The sequence below is a fragment of the Paenibacillus artemisiicola genome, assembly GCF_017652985.1.
Classification (GTDB): Bacteria; Bacillota; Bacilli; order Paenibacillales; family Paenibacillaceae; genus Paenibacillus_Z; species Paenibacillus_Z artemisiicola.
In genome coordinates, this window is record NZ_JAGGDJ010000013.1 from 14,544 (window position 1) to 33,545 (window position 19,002).

The 19,002-nt window shown below is 64.4% G+C and carries 15 protein-coding genes; 8 read left to right on the forward strand and 7 right to left on the reverse strand.

The window, feature by feature from the left end; genetic code table 11:
• The first annotated feature begins 84 nt into the window (after positions 1–84).
• Positions 85–939 carry a helix-turn-helix transcriptional regulator gene (locus I8J29_RS16685; protein WP_208848675.1) on the forward strand — a complete coding sequence of 285 codons (855 nt, stop codon included), beginning with the start codon at positions 85–87 and terminating at the stop codon, positions 937–939.
• A gap of 317 nt (positions 940–1,256) precedes the next feature.
• On the opposite strand, the gene I8J29_RS16690 is transcribed toward I8J29_RS16685, so the two are convergent.
• From I8J29_RS16690 to I8J29_RS16710, 5 genes are all read right to left on the reverse strand, one after another.
• Positions 1,257–2,033, reverse strand: coding sequence for a transglutaminase domain-containing protein (locus I8J29_RS16690; protein ID WP_208848676.1), 777 nt, complete (start codon positions 2,031–2,033; stop codon positions 1,257–1,259).
• 258 nt (positions 2,034–2,291) lie between these two features.
• Positions 2,292–2,810, reverse strand: a complete 519-nt coding sequence (locus I8J29_RS16695) for a GNAT family N-acetyltransferase (protein WP_208848677.1) — start codon at positions 2,808–2,810, stop codon at positions 2,292–2,294.
• Positions 2,811–2,934: 124 nt separating this feature from the next.
• Positions 2,935–3,576 carry a thioredoxin family protein gene (locus I8J29_RS16700; RefSeq protein WP_208848678.1) on the reverse strand — a complete coding sequence of 214 codons (642 nt, stop codon included), beginning with the start codon at positions 3,574–3,576 and terminating at the stop codon, positions 2,935–2,937.
• Between the two features lie 246 nt (positions 3,577–3,822).
• Positions 3,823–4,821, reverse strand: coding sequence for a zinc-binding dehydrogenase (locus I8J29_RS16705; protein ID WP_208848679.1), 999 nt, complete (start codon positions 4,819–4,821; stop codon positions 3,823–3,825).
• A 43-nt stretch (positions 4,822–4,864) separates the two neighbouring features.
• The gene (locus I8J29_RS16710; RefSeq protein ID WP_208848680.1) at positions 4,865–5,812 is read right to left on the reverse strand and encodes a zinc-dependent alcohol dehydrogenase; all 948 of its coding nucleotides are present in this window, start codon (positions 5,810–5,812) and stop codon (positions 4,865–4,867) included.
• 190 nt (positions 5,813–6,002) lie between these two features.
• Between I8J29_RS16710 and I8J29_RS16715 the strand changes: the two genes are divergently transcribed.
• The 3 genes from I8J29_RS16715 (at position 6,003) to I8J29_RS16725 (ending at position 8,755) form a co-directional block, all read left to right on the forward strand.
• On the forward strand, positions 6,003–6,815 hold the full coding sequence (locus I8J29_RS16715; protein ID WP_208848681.1) for a helix-turn-helix transcriptional regulator: 813 nt from the start codon (positions 6,003–6,005) through the stop codon (positions 6,813–6,815).
• Positions 6,816–7,009: 194 nt separating this feature from the next.
• Positions 7,010–7,306 (forward strand): hypothetical protein, encoded by a 297-nt coding sequence (locus I8J29_RS16720; protein WP_090640433.1) that lies wholly within the window; start codon positions 7,010–7,012, stop codon positions 7,304–7,306.
• Between the two features lie 579 nt (positions 7,307–7,885).
• On the forward strand, positions 7,886–8,755 hold the full coding sequence (locus tag I8J29_RS16725) for an aldo/keto reductase (protein WP_208848682.1): 870 nt from the start codon (positions 7,886–7,888) through the stop codon (positions 8,753–8,755).
• 80 nt (positions 8,756–8,835) lie between these two features.
• Here I8J29_RS16725 and I8J29_RS34495 read toward each other — a convergent pair whose 3' ends face one another.
• Complete coding sequence (locus I8J29_RS34495) at positions 8,836–11,001, reverse strand: right-handed parallel beta-helix repeat-containing protein (protein ID WP_208848683.1); 2,166 nt, start codon at positions 10,999–11,001, stop codon at positions 8,836–8,838.
• A gap of 207 nt (positions 11,002–11,208) precedes the next feature.
• Between I8J29_RS34495 and I8J29_RS16735 the strand changes: the two genes are divergently transcribed.
• Positions 11,209–13,554 (forward strand): helix-turn-helix domain-containing protein, encoded by a 2,346-nt coding sequence (locus I8J29_RS16735; RefSeq protein WP_208848684.1) that lies wholly within the window; start codon positions 11,209–11,211, stop codon positions 13,552–13,554.
• A 430-nt stretch (positions 13,555–13,984) separates the two neighbouring features.
• On the opposite strand, the gene I8J29_RS16740 is transcribed toward I8J29_RS16735, so the two are convergent.
• A complete protein-coding gene (locus tag I8J29_RS16740; RefSeq protein WP_208848685.1) occupies positions 13,985–14,578 on the reverse strand; it encodes a hypothetical protein in 594 nt (197 codons plus the stop codon).
• Between the two features lie 581 nt (positions 14,579–15,159).
• Between I8J29_RS16740 and I8J29_RS16745 the strand changes: the two genes are divergently transcribed.
• The 3 genes from I8J29_RS16745 to I8J29_RS16755 all read left to right on the forward strand — a co-directional run bounded on the left by I8J29_RS16745 (position 15,160) and on the right by I8J29_RS16755 (position 18,770).
• Positions 15,160–16,089, forward strand: coding sequence for an ABC transporter permease (locus I8J29_RS16745; RefSeq protein ID WP_090640417.1), 930 nt, complete (start codon positions 15,160–15,162; stop codon positions 16,087–16,089).
• An 18-nt stretch (positions 16,090–16,107) separates the two neighbouring features.
• On the forward strand, positions 16,108–17,061 hold the full coding sequence (locus I8J29_RS16750) for a carbohydrate ABC transporter permease (protein ID WP_090640415.1): 954 nt from the start codon (positions 16,108–16,110) through the stop codon (positions 17,059–17,061).
• 131 nt (positions 17,062–17,192) lie between these two features.
• Positions 17,193–18,770: an ABC transporter substrate-binding protein gene (locus I8J29_RS16755; protein ID WP_208848686.1), complete on the forward strand. Its 1,578-nt coding sequence runs from the start codon at positions 17,193–17,195 to the stop codon at positions 18,768–18,770.
• The last annotated feature ends 232 nt before the right edge of the window (positions 18,771–19,002 follow it).

Genomic DNA, 19,002 nt, shown 5'->3' on the forward strand with positions numbered 1-19,002 from the left:
TATAGAAAGTTACAACGAAGGAAAGCGGGATTTTCGAATCAATCAAAGGGAGAATCGGTTCAGATTGCGAGGAGGGGTAGAGAGATGGCGGAAAAGCGAAAATTCACGCACGCGCAGCTGATCCGGCCGGACGAGGGAATCCGCGTGCATCTGCTGCATAACGGGCTGTACCGGTCCGTCGGCGCGCACGGGCACGATTTCGTGGAGCTGCTGTACGTTCGTTCGGGGAAGGCGGTCCATCGCGTGAACGACAAGACGTTCCGGGCCGGGGCCGGCGACGCGTTCGTCATCCAAGCCGGCGATACGCATGCGTTCGAGCCGATCACGCCGTATTTCGAATGGATCGACTGCATGTTCCTGCCCGCGTTCGTCGATTACGACGTGCGTTCCCTGCTGTCGAGCCGCAAATATTTCTCCGGGGACGGCATGGAAACGGATTATCTCATGCAAGCCATGCTGCGGGAATACGAGGAAAAGAAGCCGGCTTATCTGACCAAGCTCCGAGGCTACATGCTCGCGCTGTTGGCCGAGCTCGGGCGGCAGATCGAGCAGCGCGCGGACCTGTACTACGGAAGCCGCAAAAAAACGCGGCTGCTGCAGGAGGCCGTCGAATACGTCCACCTGCATCACCGCGACAAAATCACGCTCGACGACGCCGCAGCGAAGCTCGGCATCAGCCGCAGCACGCTAAGCCGGCTGTTCCGCAGCCACGCGAACGACAGCTTCGCCGGCTTCGTGAACGCGTACCGGCTGGAACGGAGCGGACGCCTGCTCCGCGCCGGCGACCTGTCCGTCCGCGACGCGGCGCTGGAATGCGGCTTCGCGGACGGGAAGCATTTCCGCACGCTGTTCCGGCGGCGGTTCGGGATGACGCCGGGCGAATTCCGGCGCGCGGCCGAAGACCCGGCGGAGGTCCCGGGCGAGCCCGGCCGGCTCTGATTCGGCCGGCGCGGGCCGGGCCGGCGGGCGCAGCGGGCAATGGCGCATGCGCGAGCCGAGGAGTTCCGGCGGGAACCGACGCCGGCACGACCAGGCGGCTGCTACCGTTGCGGCGGAGCTGACGCTGGCCCGAGCGGGCGGCCGCAGCCGTTGCGGCGGAGCCGACGACGGCACGGCCGCAGCCCCGACACCAGCCCGACCGGACGGCCGCAGCGTTACGACGAAGCCGACGCCGGCCGACCGGGCGGCTGAGGCAGCCGCGGAGCCGACGCCGGCCCGGCTGCGGCGGAGCGGCTACCGGCTCGCCGCCCGCCGCCTCACCCCGCGGGCGGATACGTTTTCGTCCACGCATGGTCCTTGCTCATCTCCGCGTCCGACTTCAGGAAGTAGGCATGGCTCGCCTGGCCCGGCCGGTCCGGCACGGGGTCGTCCCATGTCGCGTCCATATGGTACCACCGGCCGTCCGCCTTGACGAGGTTCCACACGTGGCTGCCGGAGTCCACGCGGCCTTCCGCGATCCGCGTCTCGATGCCGGCGAGCTTCAGCATGCGGTACGCCAGCAGCGAATAGCCCTGGCACACCGCGCTGCCGGTCTCGAGCGCGTCGTACGCGGTATAGCGCCGCAGCGCCGTGTCGTACGCGACATGCGTCACGATCCAGTCGTGAATCGCGCGGACGCGTTCCCGGTCGCCGGCGGCATCCTTCACAATCGCGGGCAGCACGACGCGGATCCGCTCGTCCACCAGCGCCGTCTCGGCGGCGGTTTCGCGGTACGTGACCTTCACGCTGACGTTGGCCGTCGCGCCCCATTTGCGGATCGTATAGAGATAGGCATCCACGTTGTACGCCAGATAATCGTCCCGCGCAAGCGTCTCCTTCAGCAGCGACGCGATGCGCGCGGACAGCTCCTCCCGGTCGCCGGCGTACGCGAAGGCGATGTCGGTCTTGCGCTCCTCGAGCTGCGCGAAGATCGCGTCGCCCAGCTGCGCCAGCGTCTGCTCGGAGGACGCCACGCCGATGCGCCGGTCGTCGAACCCGAGCCCCGCGAACAACACCGACGCGGCCAGCGCGATCCGGCCCAATCGCTGCAGCATGCGTCCTCCCCCTTTCGGATCCGTTCATGAAATGTCTCTCTATTATACCCAGAATATGGCTGCGTTGAACATGCCGGGCTGCCGCCAAGACGCTCTGACCCGCCGGCATCGGGCCAAGACTCCAAGAACGTCAAAAAGGACGCCCGTCGGGCATCCTCCATCGTCCTTCCCGGACCCTTTACGATTGCATACACGGCATCTTCGAGGACCGGCGAAAACCCGATTCTCGCGCCGGCGCCCCTATGTCCGCGCCGCCATCTAGGTCGCGGTCTCCCGCGCGGCCGCGCGGCCCGCTTCGACCGGCTTGCGCAGCAGATGCATCATGCCGTCGCCGTTGCCGGGGTCGAAAGCATGGAACCGCTCGTAGCCCCTGCGCTCGTACATCGGCAGCAGCCACGGATGCTTCTCGGCCGTCGCCAGCAGGACGGCGGGAGCGTTCTCGCTCTCCGCGGCCTTCCGCTCCGTCCAATCCAGCAGCCGCCCGCCGTAGCCCTGCCCCTGACGGGCGGGATCGACCGCGAACCATTTCAGAAACGGCAACTCGCTCAGCCCCTTCAGCTCGCCCGCTTTGGAGTGCGTCACCGTCGCGACGATGTCCCCGTCCTCCTCGAGCACGTAGCAGTCGCTGGCGCGGACGTTCGCCCGAATCAGCGCTACGTCCGCGTGGGCCGCGGGCCAATGCAGCTCGAGCTCGCGAATCGTCGCGTACGCCCCGTAAATAATCGCCTGCAGCCGTTCCGCGTCCGCCTCCGTCGCCAATCGGATTCGTTCGCTCATGCTTCCACCTCTTTCTTCGTTGTTCGATCGTGTCCCATGCCGTGCCTAACGCGTCGCTAGCCCCTTGGACAGGCGCCGGACAAGCCAACAGCGACGTTGCGGTATGCCAACCGGCCGGGGGCCGTCACACCGCGCGTTCCGCGAGCGGAGCCAGAATGCCGCGGAGCTGCTCCACGATCGCGGACTTCTCCAGGCTCTTCACCTTCGCGCGGCGCTCCTTCAGCTCCGCCAGCAGCCGCGCGCGGACGTCCTCGTCCAGCTCGCCGATCGGCTTGCCGCGGCCGGATAGCTCCGGATGGGACGCCCAGAACTGCTCCTGCCACACCTTGAGCAGCACCGTGATATCCTCCGGCCGTTCGATGAAGCTGCCCAGCTCCTCGCCGGCTTGGCTGACGAACACGTAGGTCGGAATCCGGCTCTGCCCGTCCTTCGCCGGAAACAGGTCGGCGATGTCCCGGTTATCGGGATCGCGCGGCAGGATGCGCAGCCGCAGCTTGCCCGTATCCCGCCCGATGCGGGCGAACAGCGGCAGATTTGCCGCCACGTCGCCGCACCAGTCGTGCGCGAGCGCCAGCACGTCGACCGGTTCCCGGAACGACGCGAAGAACGCCAGGTCCTCCCTGCTCAGCGCGAAGGACTCGTAATTGGCTTGCAGCGTATCGCGGTTGGCCTTCGCCTCCCGCGCGAACGCCTCGAAATCGACCGCTTCCCGGAACGCCTGCTCCCGCCGTTCCTTCGGAATGCGGTTGCGTTTGAACTCCGCCATCTCCTCCACCTCGCTTTGCTGATGAGATCGGCCGGCCGAAAGCCGGGAAGCCAAAAAAGCCGGAACCGTTCAAGCGACGCGCGCTTGGCTGGCCCCGGCCTCCGTTCGTTCGGTCGGCCGCCGGTTAAAACCTATCAATCTCATCGGGTTTTATGGATATGGTACACGGCGGAGGCGCCGGCGTCTAATCGAGTTATTCTATCGGTCCATCGAGCCGCTCGATCAATCGCTTATCGGGCGCCCCGCTCAAGTTTGCCAATCCAGCACGACGCCCAGGCACGGACTGCCCGGCGCGGCGATCAGCTCCCACGCCCGGACCGCGTCGCGCGCCGGGAAGCGGTGCGTGACGAGCGGCAACGTCCGAAGCCAGCCCTCGGCGATGCCCCGGATCGTCGCGTCCATGCGCGGCTGCGTCCAGCCCGACGGCGTATGCAGCGTGATTTCCTGCGCCCGCAGCGTCTGAATGTCGATCGCCCCGTCCTCGCCGAGAAAGCCCGCCGAGACGAGATGGCCGTCGCGCCGCAGGAGCGGCTGCAGCCGCCGGAACGTCTCGAGGCTGCCGACCGTGTCGACGACGACGGCGATGCCGCCGGCCCGCGCCAGTTCGGCGGCGGGATCGAGGAGCCTGCCGTTCAGCGCGGCGGCGTATCCGCCCTCCTCGGCCAGGCGCAGCCGCCCGGGCCGGCGGCCGAGCATACGGACGTCGGCGCCCCGCCGATGCAGCGTCTGCGCGGCCCAGTGCCCGACGAGCCCGTCCCCGACGACGACGGCGATGTCGCCCCGCTCCACCGGCGGACGGCTGCCGCAGTTATAGCCGACCTGTGTCAGCACCGCGCCGGAGTAGGCAACGTCCGGCACGTCCGCGTCCGGCAGCTTCCATACCTGGCTCCCGTCGGTCACCGCCGGATTGACGTGGCCGCCGAAGTCGAAGAACAGGCCGCCGATCCGGCTGACCGTCGCGAACACGCGGTCGCCCGGCCGGACATGCGTCACGGCGCCGCCGACCCGCACCGCCGTTCCGACCTTCTGGTAGCCCGCGACGTGCGGGAACGGCCAAGGATCCCCGGGCCTATAAGGCACCTCGCCGGAGATCCGCTCGCCGCGGAAGAACGACGACTCCGTCCCGATGCTGATCCACGAATGCGCGACCTCGATGACGACGTCCCGTTCGCCGGGCTCGGGCACCTCCACCTCCCGGAACGCCGCGCGCATCCGGTCTTCGAACACGACCGCTTCCGCTTTCATCCGCCGCACGCTCCCTTCGCGTCGGCCTGAACCTCGCGCCGCATCAGAACGCCTCCTGCGGATCAAAGCAGATTTTCACCGCCTGCTGCGCCTTCAGCAGCGCGACCGCTTCGGCGTAGTTCCGGAACGAAAGCTGCTTCGTCTGCAGGATCTCCGTATTGAACGAGGGGCGGCCGAGCGCGTCCAGCAGCAGCCGGCGGATCCGGTCGTCCGCCCGGCGATAGCGGTACGACTCCAGCTTCACGCCTTTGAACCACAGCCGGTCGGCATAGGTCAAGCTCCCTTTCAGCACGCCGAAGACGACGACGTGCTCGTCCGTCCGGTCAAGGACGTTCTGAACGGACGCCGACGCGCCGACGCAATCGTAGCCGAGCTCGAACGTCCGGTCTCCCAATTCGTCCGCGAGCAGCGCCTCTCCGGCGCCGAGGGAACGCGCCGCTTCCACGCGCGCGGCGTTCACGTCGACGGCCGTCGTCTTCGCGCCCCAGAGCGCCGCGAGCTGCATCGCCAGCAGCCCGGCCGGGCCGAGTCCGGCGATCAGCATCCGTTTGCCCCGCAGCTCCCCGAACTGATCCAGTCCGTACAGGACGCATTTCAGCAGCTCCGCCGATACCGCCTTCTTGTCGGAGATATGGTCCGGCAGCTTCAGCAAATCGCCTTCCCGGTAAGCCATATATTGCGCGTACGCGCCCTGTCCGGGAGACAGATGCTCCAGCGCCGCGACACGGTCGCCCGGGTCGAAGCCGCGCACGCTCGCGCCGACCGCCTCGACGACCCCGACGGCCTCGTGGCCCGGAAAGCCCGGCTCCAGCGGATAGTTCGGCGCGCGGTCCGCCGCGAACATGTCGTAGCCGCCAAGCATGCTCATGTCCCAGCGGGGGCAGGTCGATACGAGCGTGATGCGGACCAGCACTTGATCGTCCTTCAGCTCCGGCAGCGGCAGGTCGACGATGTCGTAGGCGCCCGCGCCGGTAATTCGCAATGCTTTCATGTCCCGTCATCTCCTTCTTGTACGCCGGACGAAGCCGGCGGCGTTACCTCAAGGATAAGCGCTCCCAATGCCCCGCGTCTTTGCACGTGATTGTCCTTCTATGGCGATCGTACGCGAATTCGCCGTATACGCCGCCGGCTTGGCGTAGTATCATTTGCACATCATTGACTTTCGGACGGGAGGCACGGTCATGCGGCTCAGAAATCACGGCTTCGCGGACAAGGCGGGCAAGCCCGGCGAACGCGCCGGCGGGGTTCATCCGTATTGGGAGCTGCTCTGCATCCTCGAAGGCGAAGCGGAGCTCGAATGGTCCGGCGTCACGTACAACGCAAGCGGGACGGCCCTGTTCGTCCTCATGCCGAATACGCCGCATCAGCTCGTGCAGCGCTCGCGGACGCTCCGGTATTGGTACGCGGAATTTCACGCCGGCGACGGCGATCCGCTTCCGGCCGCGGACGTCATCTTCCGCTGGAACGCGCTGCAGGGCGGCATCGATTGGACGGCGGAGCCGTATCCCGCGCTGCGCGCCGCCTTCGACGCGACCGGCTTGCTCCTGCGTTCGGAGGCTTCGCTGCGGTGGGACCGGTTCCCGGAAGCCGTGCTGGCCGATCTGACCAAGCTGCTCGTCCTCACCGGCAGCCTCGCCGCCGCCTCGCGGCCGGCGCCGGCCCGCTCTTCGGGCGAGCTGCTCGCGACGGAGGCGCTGCGTTTCCTGGAATCGATGTTTCCCCAGCCGATCACGCTGCAGACTCTCGCGGATTACACCCACTACAATCCTTCTTATCTCGTGCGGCTGTTCAAGAAGCACACCGGCAAGACGCCGTTCGGCTACCTGAACGAGCTGCGGCTCTCCGCCGCCGCGGATTACCTGCTCCGTTCGGACATGACCGTGCTGCGCGTCTCGCTGGCGTGCGGCTTCCAGAGCATCCATTATTTCAGCCGTTCCTTCAAGCGTAGATACGGCCTGGCCCCGAGCGAATGGCGGCGCGCCATGCGGGGCTGACCGCGGCGAAGCGGGCCGGAACGCCGCGGCCGGGGAGCGAGGTCCGCGCGACGCGCGCGCCGATTCCCGGCTAGCGTCATGGCCCGGCATCCGTCCCCGAAGGCCATTGTCCTTCCATGGCGAACATACAGACAACTTCCTTTCCCGCGACATAGGATATAGGGAATCGAGCGAGAGAAAGGAGATGAAACGAGATGAGCTATATGAACCCATATAACCCGACCAACGTCATGGGCGCCGCCGATGCCAATTTCTGCCCCGACTGCCCGACGCAATCCGTTTTCGATCCGCCGGTCACGCTGTACGAAAACTACTACCACCCTCAACTGGTCAACGTCATCCAACAGGTAGAGGTCGTCAAGCAACATCACTGCTGCCCGGTTTATCACAAATCCTACGTGTTCACCGAGAAGGACGTCATGGTTCGCGGCGGCAAACGCGCCACGATTTCGTCCAAATCGTCCTCCAAAAAGCGTTCCAAAAAACGCTAAACCCGACCTCGCCTAATCGTCCTAACGACCGCTGCAGCCGTACCCGTGCATGTTCCTTCATTCGCAGCAGCCATCGCAGCGAGAAGCCCGGCGCCCCGCGCCGGGTTTTTCGCGTTTTCGGCGGATGCGCGCGGTTACGGGCTAGAGGCGCGGCCCGTTACGCACGGGGCGCGGCATGGCGAGGCCGGCGTTCGGGCGTGACGGCGCCCCCGGGCGGCGGCCGTTATAACAAGCGCTCGTCATCGCGAAGCTCCGGCGTTCGGACGTGACGGCGCCCCCGGGCGAGAGCCCGTTTCTGCCAAAGCTCGGTTAAGACGGACGGTACGCCGTTAGGAAAATACGCGGATGCCGCTCCCGAACGATGGCCCGCTTCGCCCGGGGCTCGTCCTTGGACGCCCGTTCCGGTGCCGCGAGCCTTGCCGGACAGCCGCCGCCGGACCGAAAATCGGCGCTCATTTGCATTTGAACGGCCGCTGCACTACAATCTTGGCGACGGGGCAAGCCAATTGCTCCCCACGTTTCGCTGTCGTCGCAGCCATCGTCTCATCGCTCGATTCCATCGTACAGGAGGTTATCGTTATGTCCATCGCGCAGTCTAACGCAGCCGCTTCGGGCACGTATGCCGTCGGCGGCGACCTTACGGTCAACCGGCTCGGCTACGGCACGATGCAGCTGACCGGCCCCGGAGTTTGGGGCGATCCCAAGGATCCGGACGAAGCCGTCCGCGTTCTTCGCCGCGCCGCCGAGCTCGGCGTCAACTTCATCGACACGGCCGACGCTTACGGGCCGTTCACCGCGGATTTGCTGCTCCGCAAGGCGCTGCATCCGTACAAGGACGGCATCGTCATCGCCACCAAGGCGGGCTTTACCCGCTCCGGCCCGAACGCATGGAAGCCGGTCGGCCGGCCGGAATATTTGCGCCAGCAGACGGAGCTCAGCCTGCGCCACCTCGGCGTGGAGCGCATCGACCTCATGCAGCTGCACCGGATCGACCCTAAGGTGCCGCTCGAAGAGCAGATCGGCGAGCTCGCCCTGCTGCAGCAGGAAGGCAAGATCCGCCACATCGGGCTGAGCCAGGTCGGCGTGGACGAGCTGAAGGCCGCCGGCGCCATCGCGAAGATCGTCTCCGTGCAAAATCTGTACAACCTCTCGAACCGCGAGTCCGAAGAGGTGCTGAACTACGCGGAAGCGAACGGCATCGCGTTCATTCCGTGGTTCCCGCTCGCCACCGGCGCGCTGGCGAAGGAAGGCGGTCCGCTGGACGCCATCGCCAAGAAATACGACGCCCAGCCGTCGCAGATCGCGCTGGCTTGGCTGCTCAAGCGCTCCCCGGCCATGCTGCCGATTCCGGGCACCTCGAGCGTGGCGCACGTCGAGGAGAACATCGCCGCCGCCGGCGTCGCCCTCTCGGACGAGGACTTCGCCGCGCTGTCCGCGCTCGCGAAGTAACGCCTCGGCGCTTGCGCCGCTTCCATCAAGCGACAACGGCCGTTCGGGCCTCCCCCGAACGGCCGTTTTGCTAGCGCCGATTAGGGATTGCCTGCCTCGTTCCCATCTTCGTTCCCATCCTCGTCCCCGCGGGCCTCCAGCGGCCGCCAGCCGAGCGCCCAGACCGGCGCCTCCGGCCGGAACCGGAAGCGTCCCCGTTCCGGCTCTTCCAGCAGCGGCGGCGCGATCGCGGTATGAACGTCGAAGCGCCCGCCGAGCAGCGCCCGCCATTCCTCCCAGGGAATAGGCTGCTTGCCGTACGTATCCCCGCCGCGAAAGCCGGTGACCGTCGGCGCCTCCCCGCCGGAGCGGTAAAAGAGATTGAAGTCCGCCTCCTTCAGCCGGTCGTCCGACCAATTAATGAAGTGATACAGCTGCTCGCCGGAATCGATGACGGCATTGCGGCGGAACGTCAGCCCGCGGTTCGGCTCGCCCGCCATCTCCTGCGTGCCGAACGCCGCCTTGGCCCCGTTGCGGACGAACAGGTTGTTCTCCACGACGTTGCCGATCCCCTTCGCGAACACGACGAACCAGAGCGAGCCCTTGCCCGCGCCGTACAAGTCATGCACCACGTTGCGGGAGACGAGAAAGCCGTCCGCGGCGTCGTCCAAATAGATCGCGTAGCCGACCGAGAAATGAATGCCGCTGTCGTGGAACCGGTTGCCGACGAGCCGGTTGCCGAGTCCCGGCCCCCAAGCCTCGAACATGCCGCCGTCCTGGCTGTCCGTCATCACGTCCGAGATGTCGTTGCCCGCGATCAGGTTGTTTCGGGCATGGAGGAACGCCCAATGGTTTTCCCACGTGACCTCCGTCCCGTAATAGGCCGGCTCCATCGCCTTGAAGCGCCGCCCCTTCAGCGAAATGCCGTAGCGCGGCATGCCGGCTATGACGTTCCGTTCGATCGCGCAGCCGCCGCTCTGGTACAGCTGGATGCCGCTGCCGTGCCCGATCAGCTCGCCCCCGGCGCGTATCGCGTTGCCGGCGATGACGTGGCCGTTGTTGACGTCCGATTCCGCGGCGCTGCCGAACGCGCCCTCGCCCGGCGCGAAGCCGACGGCGTAAATCCCGTTCTGGCCCACGTGCTCGACCACGTTGTTCAAAATTCGCGCGTTCCGGCAATGTCCGTTCAGCAGTACGCCGCTTACGCCCCCATGGCGAAGGACGCAGTCCGCGATCGTGATCCGCTCCGCGTTCTCGATCCGCACGAGCGCTTCCCGCGCTTCCTCGCGCTCACGGTTCGCTTCCGGCATCCGGTACGCGGGCAGGAAGTCCGACAGCTCGACCGTCAGTCCGCGGAACGCCAGGTCGCGCACGATGCCCTCGCCGGACGGGGCATCCGGACCGGAACCGCCGCCGTCGACGTCGAGCACCCGCTTCACGACCGGCAGCACGATCTCCTGCTCCTCGATCGGCAGCGACCTTGGCATGTAATACAGCCAGCCCTCGCGCTCGTCGCGGACGTATTCCCCCGGCTCCGTCAGCAGCTCCCGCGCGCCCTGCACCCGGTACCGCGAGCCTTGGTCGATACCCCAGGGCGCGGGCTCGCGAAACGCGATCGTCCCGGCCTCCCAATCGACGGACGCGACGGGCTTCGTCTCCGTGAACCAATTCCATTCGCCCTCTCCCGGCCAGATGAACACCTTCAGCCCGCCGTTCCCGGGGTCCGCGATCCGGGGCACGTCGCCCCGCGCGAACCGAAAGCCGAACCGGGCGTCGCCGTCCGCCTTCCCCGCCGCGGCGTGGTAGCCCCGTTTCGGGCTGCGCGCTTCGTCCGCGCGCACGCCGTTCTCGAACAGCGTATAGCCGCGGCGCCGCAGCGTCTCCGAGCCGATGAAACACCGGTACACGCCTCCGCCGGCTTGCTCCCATGCCGTCAGCCTCCGGCCTCCGGTCAGGATCGGCTTGGCCCCGGGCTCGGCCGCGTACGTCGTCGGGGCCGTCTCGCCGCAGCCGGAATCCCGCGCGTCGAAGCGGAGCGGCTCGTCCAGGCCGTACCGCCCGTCTCCGAGCCACACGGTGACCGGTCCGGCGAAGCCCGCCGCCCTTGCCCGGCGGACGCCGTCCCTCGCCTGCGCGAGATCCCGCCACGGCCGTTCGCGCGAGCCGTCCCGTTCCGAGGCGCTCCGATCCGCCTCTGCACCAGTTACACCATCCGCCTCCTTCTGGCTTACATAGAATTCCATCGTCAATGTCCCGGCTTCTTCCACGCTCGTCAGCTCCCTTCCAGGCTAAGAAGAGCATGCCTCGCGGCCGCGGCTTTGCCTACTGCCCGGTTTGGGCATGACTGCGGCGGCGGCTGTGAATTTCGGCATTTCCTGCGCAGGGATTCGCAAAAATCACAGTGGCAAAGCTTCGCGGCCTATGCCATGCTGAAATCAACCATCGCCGCGCGAGGCTAGGAGGAGCGACCGAATATGAAAATGCTGCATTTCTACAAATCCAAACGGTACCTGCTGCGGATGCTGCTGTCCATGACGGTGCTGCTGGTCCTCCTGCTGTCGCTTTCCTCGGCCGTCCTCCATTACGGCGCGGAGCATCGCGTGCTGCAGATGCAGCAGGACGCCAACCGGAAGGTCATGAGCCAGATCAACCACAACCTCACCTTCATGCAGGAGATCGTCAACAATTTGGCGCTGTCGCTCTACAACGACGAGCGGTTTTATTTTCCGCTCATGTCCACCTCGGCGCAGGACGACATCGACGTCATCTACTCCATCAACCAATTGAACAAGGCGATGGATTCGCAGGCGTTCCTGCATTCCATCCTCGTCTATAACGGGCACAGCGGCAAAACGTACGCGCTCGGGCCGCTCGCGGACCGCATGGCGGACAGCTACATGACCGGCCGGCTCGTCGACATGATCAAACGGCCCGAGAAGCTGCCGCAGCTGCAGCTCCTCCCGATGAATTTCAGCGGCCGCCCCAACGCGGTCGACTTCTTCTCCGTCGTCATCTACGAATCGTTCACGAGCATGAACGACAACGAGAGCGCGATCGTGCTGAACGTCAAGCCGCAGTGGGTGTTCGACAACCTGAAGGTCGTCAACGGCTTCGCCGCCCCGGACGAATCCGGCATTTTCCTGATGGACAAAGACGGCCGCTTCATCCTCTCCGGCGACGAGCAGAACCTGCCGCAGCTGAACGATCTCAGCCTCGCCCTCGGCAGCGACGCGTCCGGCCGCGACGAAAGCTTCGGCTTCTTCTCGCACCGGTTCCAAGGCACGGGCGAATCGATCGTCAGCTATATGCAAATGGGCGTCGCGGGCTGGAAGGTGATCGGCGTGCAGCCGTACGACGCGGTGCTCGGCGGCATCTCCCAAATGCGCGAAACGTTCGCGATCGTCATCGCCGTCTTCCTCGTGCTCGGCATCGCCGGCTCCTTCGCGCTCGCGCACAAGCTGTACCGGCCGATCGAAGCGCTTCTCTCCCGCGTGAATCGCCATGGCGGCGTCGTTCCGGACGCGCCGGAGCCGATCCGCGACGAGCTGGCGTACGTCGGCAGCGCCTACGGACGGATGGCCGAGAAGCTGAGCGTCGTCACCGACGAGCAGGATAAGCAGCAGGAGATCGTGCGCCACTCCTACCTGCGGAGCATGCTGACCGGCAGCGGCTCGTTCAGCCGTCACCAGTTCGAGAGCTGCATCGCCAAATACGGCCTTCGCGTCGACCCGGCCGGACCCTATCTCGTCGTCGTGGCCAAAATCGACGACTATACCGCCCTTCTCTCCCGCACGACCGAAGCGGAGCGGAAGCTGTACGCCTTCGCCACGTCGAATATTGCCGGGGAAATAGTGGCGCCGCTCGCGATCTCCTGCGAGACGGTCGACGTGCGCGGCGATCACCTCGTCCTGCTGCTGAGCGGCGGGGCGCTCGGTTCGGAGCTGCCCGAGCTTCCGGAGCAGCTTCGCCGGCTGCAGGATATTATGCTGGCCTACTACAAGCTGTCGCTCTCGCTTTCGTTCAGCATGATTTCCCGCAGCCACGAGGCCATCGCGGAACGGTACGCCGACGCGCAGCATTACGCGATGTACAAAATCCTGTTCGGCCGGCAGTCGCTCATCACGCCGGACCTCGTGCGGTCGAACGTCGCGCACGCGGAGTCCGCCGTCTCCTCCGAGACGGAGAAGAAGCTGACCGAGGCGATCAGGACGAACGATCTGGCGGCGATGGAGGCGGCCGCGGCGCAGCTGCTCGCGACGCTGCGCGACTGCCATTACGACCATATCGTCCACGGCGTGCTGCACGTGGTGGACGTCATCAAGACGACGATCCGGGAGATCAACCAGAACCGGATTGCTTCGCTGCCGATCGATCTCAGCACGCTGAGCCGGCAGGTGCTGGATCAAGAGACGTTGGCGGACATTTCGGAGCTGGTGTGCGCGACGCTCCGCGAGCTGCACGAGAAGCGGCGCGGGGCGGAGCAGGATACGAACGGAGCCTTGATCGAGGCGATCAAGGACATCATCGAGACGCGGTACGCGGACATGAATTTGAGCCTGCAGGGCATCTCCGCCACGCTGAAAATGACGTCCGCCTACGTCGGGCGGATCTTCAAGCAGAGCGAGCTGGTGTCGGTCGGCGAATACCTGAACGAAGTCCGGCTGACCCGGGCCCGCGAATATTTGGAGACCAAGAGCTTCAGCATCAAAGAGATTATGGAGCTGGTCGGCTACGTGAACGAGAGCACCTTCTTCAAGCTGTTCAAGAAGAAGTACGGCGTGACGCCGAAGGAATACCGGTTGAAGAGCAATATCGGGTAGTTTGCGGGGGCGGAGTTGCGGGGGCTGGCGGAGTTGCGGGGCTTCGCGCGCGGCGGCGCGGAGCCATTGGGGCGGGCCGGGATGGTGAACGCTGCGCTGTAGCGGGTGCCGGGGCTCCGCATGCGGCCGTTTCGCTGCCGGCACACAAAGCCTTTCGGCGCGCCGGTACGGTGGTGAGCGGGCCGTGTAGGTGACTGGGTCACCTTCTTGCTCCGGATTCCGCGGCTATTCGGTCCATGTAGGTGACTGGGTCACCTTCTTGCTCGGATTCCGCGGCTATTCGGTCCATGTAGGTGACCAGACTACCTTCTTGCGCCTAACGCCCCGGCTATTCGGTCCATGTAGGTGACCAGACTACCTTCTTGCGCCTAACCCCCGGCTATTCGGACCATGTAGGTGACCGGGTCACCTTCTTGCTCAGATTCCGCGGCTATTCGGTCCATGTAGGTTGCTGGAGGCGCATGTACCGCACCTCGTACCGCTCTTTTATCCAATTCGCAGCTTTTCTCTCCATGTACGGTACCACGTACCGCTCTTTCATCCAAGTCGCAGCTTTCGCCGCCATGTACCGTACCACATACCGCTGTTTCACCCAATTCTCAGCTTTCGCTGCCATGTACCGCACCTCATACCGCTCTTTTATCCAATTCGCAGCTTTTCTCTCCATGTACGGCACCTCGTACCGCTCTTTCATCCAAGTCGCAGCTTTCGCCGCCATGTACCGTACCACATACCGCTGTTTCACCCAATTCTCAGCTTTCGCTGCCATGTACCGCACCTCATACCGCTCTTTTATCCAATTCGCAGCTTTTCTCTCCATGTACGGCACCTCGTACCGCTCTTTCACCAAAATTGCAGCTTTCGCCGCCATGTACCGCACCTCATACCGCTCTTTTATCCAATTCGCAGCTTTTCTCTCCATGTACGGCACCTCATACCGCTCTTTCATCAAAATTGCAGCTTTCGCCGCCATGTACCGTACCTCGTACCGCTCTTTCACCCAATTCGCAGCTTTCCCCTCCATGTACCGCACCTCGTACCGCTCTTGCGCCGGCTTACGTTTTCGCCACCTCGTCCCGTATGCGCCAATGCCCCGTTTCGCCTAGAGTCGGTTCGCCTAGATTCGGAACGCCTAAGCTACGGCGGAAGCTTAGCGCGAAGTGCACGTTAGTAGAAAGAAGGCCCGACACGCCGGCGGCACCCCTGCTCTCCCTCCGCCTCCCCGCGCGCGGCTCGCCCTTGTTCCGTTTCGGAATCCGCCGGCCCCTAAAGCCAAGGCCGAAGTTCCGCGCGCCAGACTAGTTAGTCATAACAGCCACTGTCCGTGGCACCGGCGACGAGACGAAGCTGCCCGGCTCATCTCCTGCTCCCACCGCCAATCCGCCAATGCCCCGCAGCCGGAAGCCCAGTCGAAATTAGCACTCCGCCCTTCACCACAGCCGCTCCCTTCCCAATTGCCGCCCTCCGCTCCCTCCCCCACAGTCAATCGCAAAAAACATAGTTCCCCGCAAACGAAGTGAACGTTCGCACAGTTGCCGGCACAGCCGCGCCGATGCCATGATGGGGCCACGGACACCGTCCAGTATTTCCCCGGAGGTCAATGGCATGATCAAACCGCGCAAATCCCGATCGGAATGGCACTACCTGAAAAAGAACTCGGAGCTGCTCCTCCTGCTGCTGCCCGGGGCGCTCCTCGTCCTCGTCTTCGCGTACCTGCCGATGTTCGGCGTCGTCCTCGCGTTCAAGGACTTCCGTTACGACCTGGGCTTGTGGAAGAGCCCGTGGGTCGGCTTCCGCAATTTCGAGTTTTTCTTCGTCTCGGACACGGCGACGCTGATTACCCGCAACACGGTCGCGTACGGGCTGACGTACATGATCCTGACGACGGTCATCGCCCTGCTGCTCGCGATCCTGATGAACGAGATGGGCAAGCGGTGGCTTCGCATCCACCAGACGGCGATGTTCATCCCGTACTGCCTCTCCTGGGTCGTCGTCAGCTACTTGGCGCTCGCGCTGCTCGACACGCAGAACGGCTTCCTGAACAAAGCGCTGGAGACGCTCGGGCTGCCCGCGCACATGTGGTACCTCGAGACCGCGCCCTGGCCGTACATCCTCATCTCTGCCTACTTATGGAAGAACGTCGGGTTCTCCACGCTCGTCTATTTCGCCGGCATCATGGGCATCAACCAGGAGTACTACGAAGCCGCGCGCATCGACGGCGCGTCCCGCTGGCAGATGGCGACGCGGATCACGCTGCCGCTGCTTTCCACCCTGATCACGGTGCTGCTGATCCTGAGCATCGGGCATATTTTCGTCGGCGACTTCGGCTTGCACTACTTCATCCCGAACGACGCCGGCATGACGTATCCGACGACCGACATCATCGATACGTACGTCTACCGCGCGCTCCGGGTGAACGGCGACATCGGCATGTCGACCGCCATCGGGCTGTACCAATCCGTCGTCGGCCTCGTGCTCGTCGTCGCCGCCAACTTCGTCGTCCGCAAGATCAACGACGAGAATTCGCTTTTTTAGAAAGGAGCTTCCTGCCCCATGAACACGACGCCGCAAGCGCTCGCCGCCGACGCCGCGGAATCCGCCGACGTCCGGGCAACCGGCGCGCGAAGAGCACCGTTTTCCCTCGTCAACCTGCTGTCGCATCTGCTGTTCGTCTGCATCACGCTCGCCATGATCCTGCCGTTCGTCCTCGTCATCTCCATCTCGTTCACCGAGGAGACGTCGATCGTCGAGCACGGCTACCAGTTCTTCCCGCGGGACGTGACGGCGAAAGCGTACCGGTATATTTTCGAAGCGCCGCTCGTGCTGTTCCGCGCCTACGGCGTCACCATCCTGACCACGGTCATCGGCACCGTGCTGTCGCTGCTCGTCACGGCCATGCTCGGCTACGTCACCTCGCGCCGCGATTTCCGCTACCGGACGCCCGCGTCGTTCTTCGTCTTCTTTACGATGCTGTTCAACGGCGGGCTCGTGCCTTCGTACATTTTGATCAAGCAATACCTGCATCTCGACAACACGATCTGGTGCCTCATCCTGCCGTCGCTCGTCTCGCCGTTCTACATCATGGTCATGAAGGGCTTCCTGTCCAAAATGCCGTTCGAAATCATCGAGTCCGCCAAAATCGACGGCGCGCGGGAAATCCGCATTTTCTTCACGATCGTCCTGCCCCTGTCGACCCCGGCGCTCGCGACGCTCGGCCTGTTCCTGTCGTTCGGCTTTTGGAATTCGTGGTTTCCGGCCCTGCTCTACATCGACAACGAGAAGCTCATTCCGATTCAGCTGCTCCTCGTCCGCATGATGCAGAAGCTGGAATTTCTGACGAGCAACAGCGATTTCATCAGCCAGTTCGGCCTCGACACGAGCAAATTCCCGACGCTGTCCGCGCGGATGGCCATGGCGATCCTGGCCGGGGGCCCGATGGTGTGCATCTTCCCGTTCTTCCAGAAGTATTTCGTCAAAGGGCTCACCGTCGGCTCGCTGAAGGGCTGACGCCGGACGCATGCGCGTTTTCAAGTCTAGTGCCGGGCGATAGGAAAAAAGGGGGGTTACGTGGAAGTAATCGAGAAGCCGGCATTAGGTTGAAATAGCTTCAACCAACCCTTACCGAGGAGGTCCATCCCATGAAACTGCGGAAAACAGCCTTGATCCCGCTTATGCTGGCCAGCCTGATTCTTCTCCTGCTTGCAAGCGCTTGCGGCAGCAATAACGGCGGCAGCGGCAAAAACGATGGCGCGGCGGCGGCAGGCAATACGGGCAATAACGCCCCGGCCGACGCGAACAAGCCGGACGAGACCGCGACGAACGAACCGGCGAACGAGCCGGCCAAGACCGACGAGGCACCCGCCGAGCTGACGTACTATTACATCGTCTACGACATGCCCGCGGACCAGCAAGCGGTCGAAGACGCGATCAACGCGTACATCAAGCCGAAAATCAACGCCACGGTCAAGCTGAAGCCGGTCATGGAGGCCGGCTACAAAGATAAAATCAACACGATGCTCGCAGCCAACGAAAGCTTCGACATTCTGTGGACCTCCAACTGGGGCGGCGGCGATTACGACAATAAAGTGGCCAAAGGCGCCCTCCTCCCGCTCGACGACCTGCTGGCCAAAACGCCGGCCCTGAAGGACGCGATCCCGCAGGTGGCATGGGACGACACCCGCGTCGACGGCAAGATTTACGGCGTGCCGAACATGCAGATCGCGGCCAAGGCCGAAGGCTTCGCCATCCAGAAGCGGTTCATCGACAAATACAACATCGACGTGAACGGCATCAAGTCGCAAATGGACATCGAGCCCGTCCTGAAGACGATCCACGACAACGAGCCGGACATCATCCCGATCGCGACCACGAGCAACATGTTCGATTTCGGCCGCCAATACGGCTACGCCGCCCAAGGCTACAAGCTCGGCGACCCGGATTACAAGATCGTCGACACCGTGGATAAGCCGGAGTACAAAACGTTCCTCGACACGATGCGCCGCTGGTACACGTCGGGCTACATTTACAAGGACGCCGCGACGATGAAGGACGACCAGCTCGTCTCCCTGCTCAACACGGGCAAGGTCGCCGTCGAATGGAACACGACGATGAAGCCCGGCGGCGAGATCGACGACAAGAAGCGGTTCGGCAACAACGACGTCGTGTACGTCCGCGTCTCCGAGCCGGAATTCACCGGCGTCCGCCCGACGATGAATGCCATCAGCCGCACGTCCAAAAATCCGGAGAAAGCGCTGGAGTTCCTGCAGCTCACGTCGACCGACCCGACGCTCTTCAACCTCATTACGTTCGGCATCCAGGACAAACACTACACCGTCGTCGGCGACAACACGATCCGCATCAACCAGGACGGCGGCTACAAGGGCGACCAGGGCTGGGTGTTCGGCAACGTGCTTATCGGCTACCTGAAGGAAGGCCAGGCGCCGGACACGTGGGAACGGACGAAGCAGTTGAACGAAACGGCCAAACGCCCCGAGGTGAGCGGCTTCAACTTCAACACGGAGCCGTACAAGACCGAATCCGTCAATATCGCGGCCGTCAGCGAGCAGTACGGCAGGGCGCTCAACACCGGCGCCGTCGACCCGGCCAAAGTGCTGCCGAAGTACCAGGAAGCGCTCAAGAAAGCCGGCGTCGAGAAGCAGACGGCGGAAATGCAGAAGCAGCTGGACGAGTGGCTGAAAGCGAACGGCAAGAAATAACCGCCAAGCGGCCGGCCCGGCCGGCAAGGCAGATCGCGAAAAGACGCCGGAGACGGCGTCTTTTTTGCCGCGGCCGCGGCGGTATGCGCCAGCCGCGGCGCCGGGCTGAGGCGGCTTCGGACGGAGCGACGGAGCGTAAGCGCCGGCAGCTTCGAACGAGAGCGAATTTGACGCGCGGCGTCACGGGAGCGCTCGTCAAGGCTGAAGAGGTGGAGTGGCGGCGCGAAGTGGC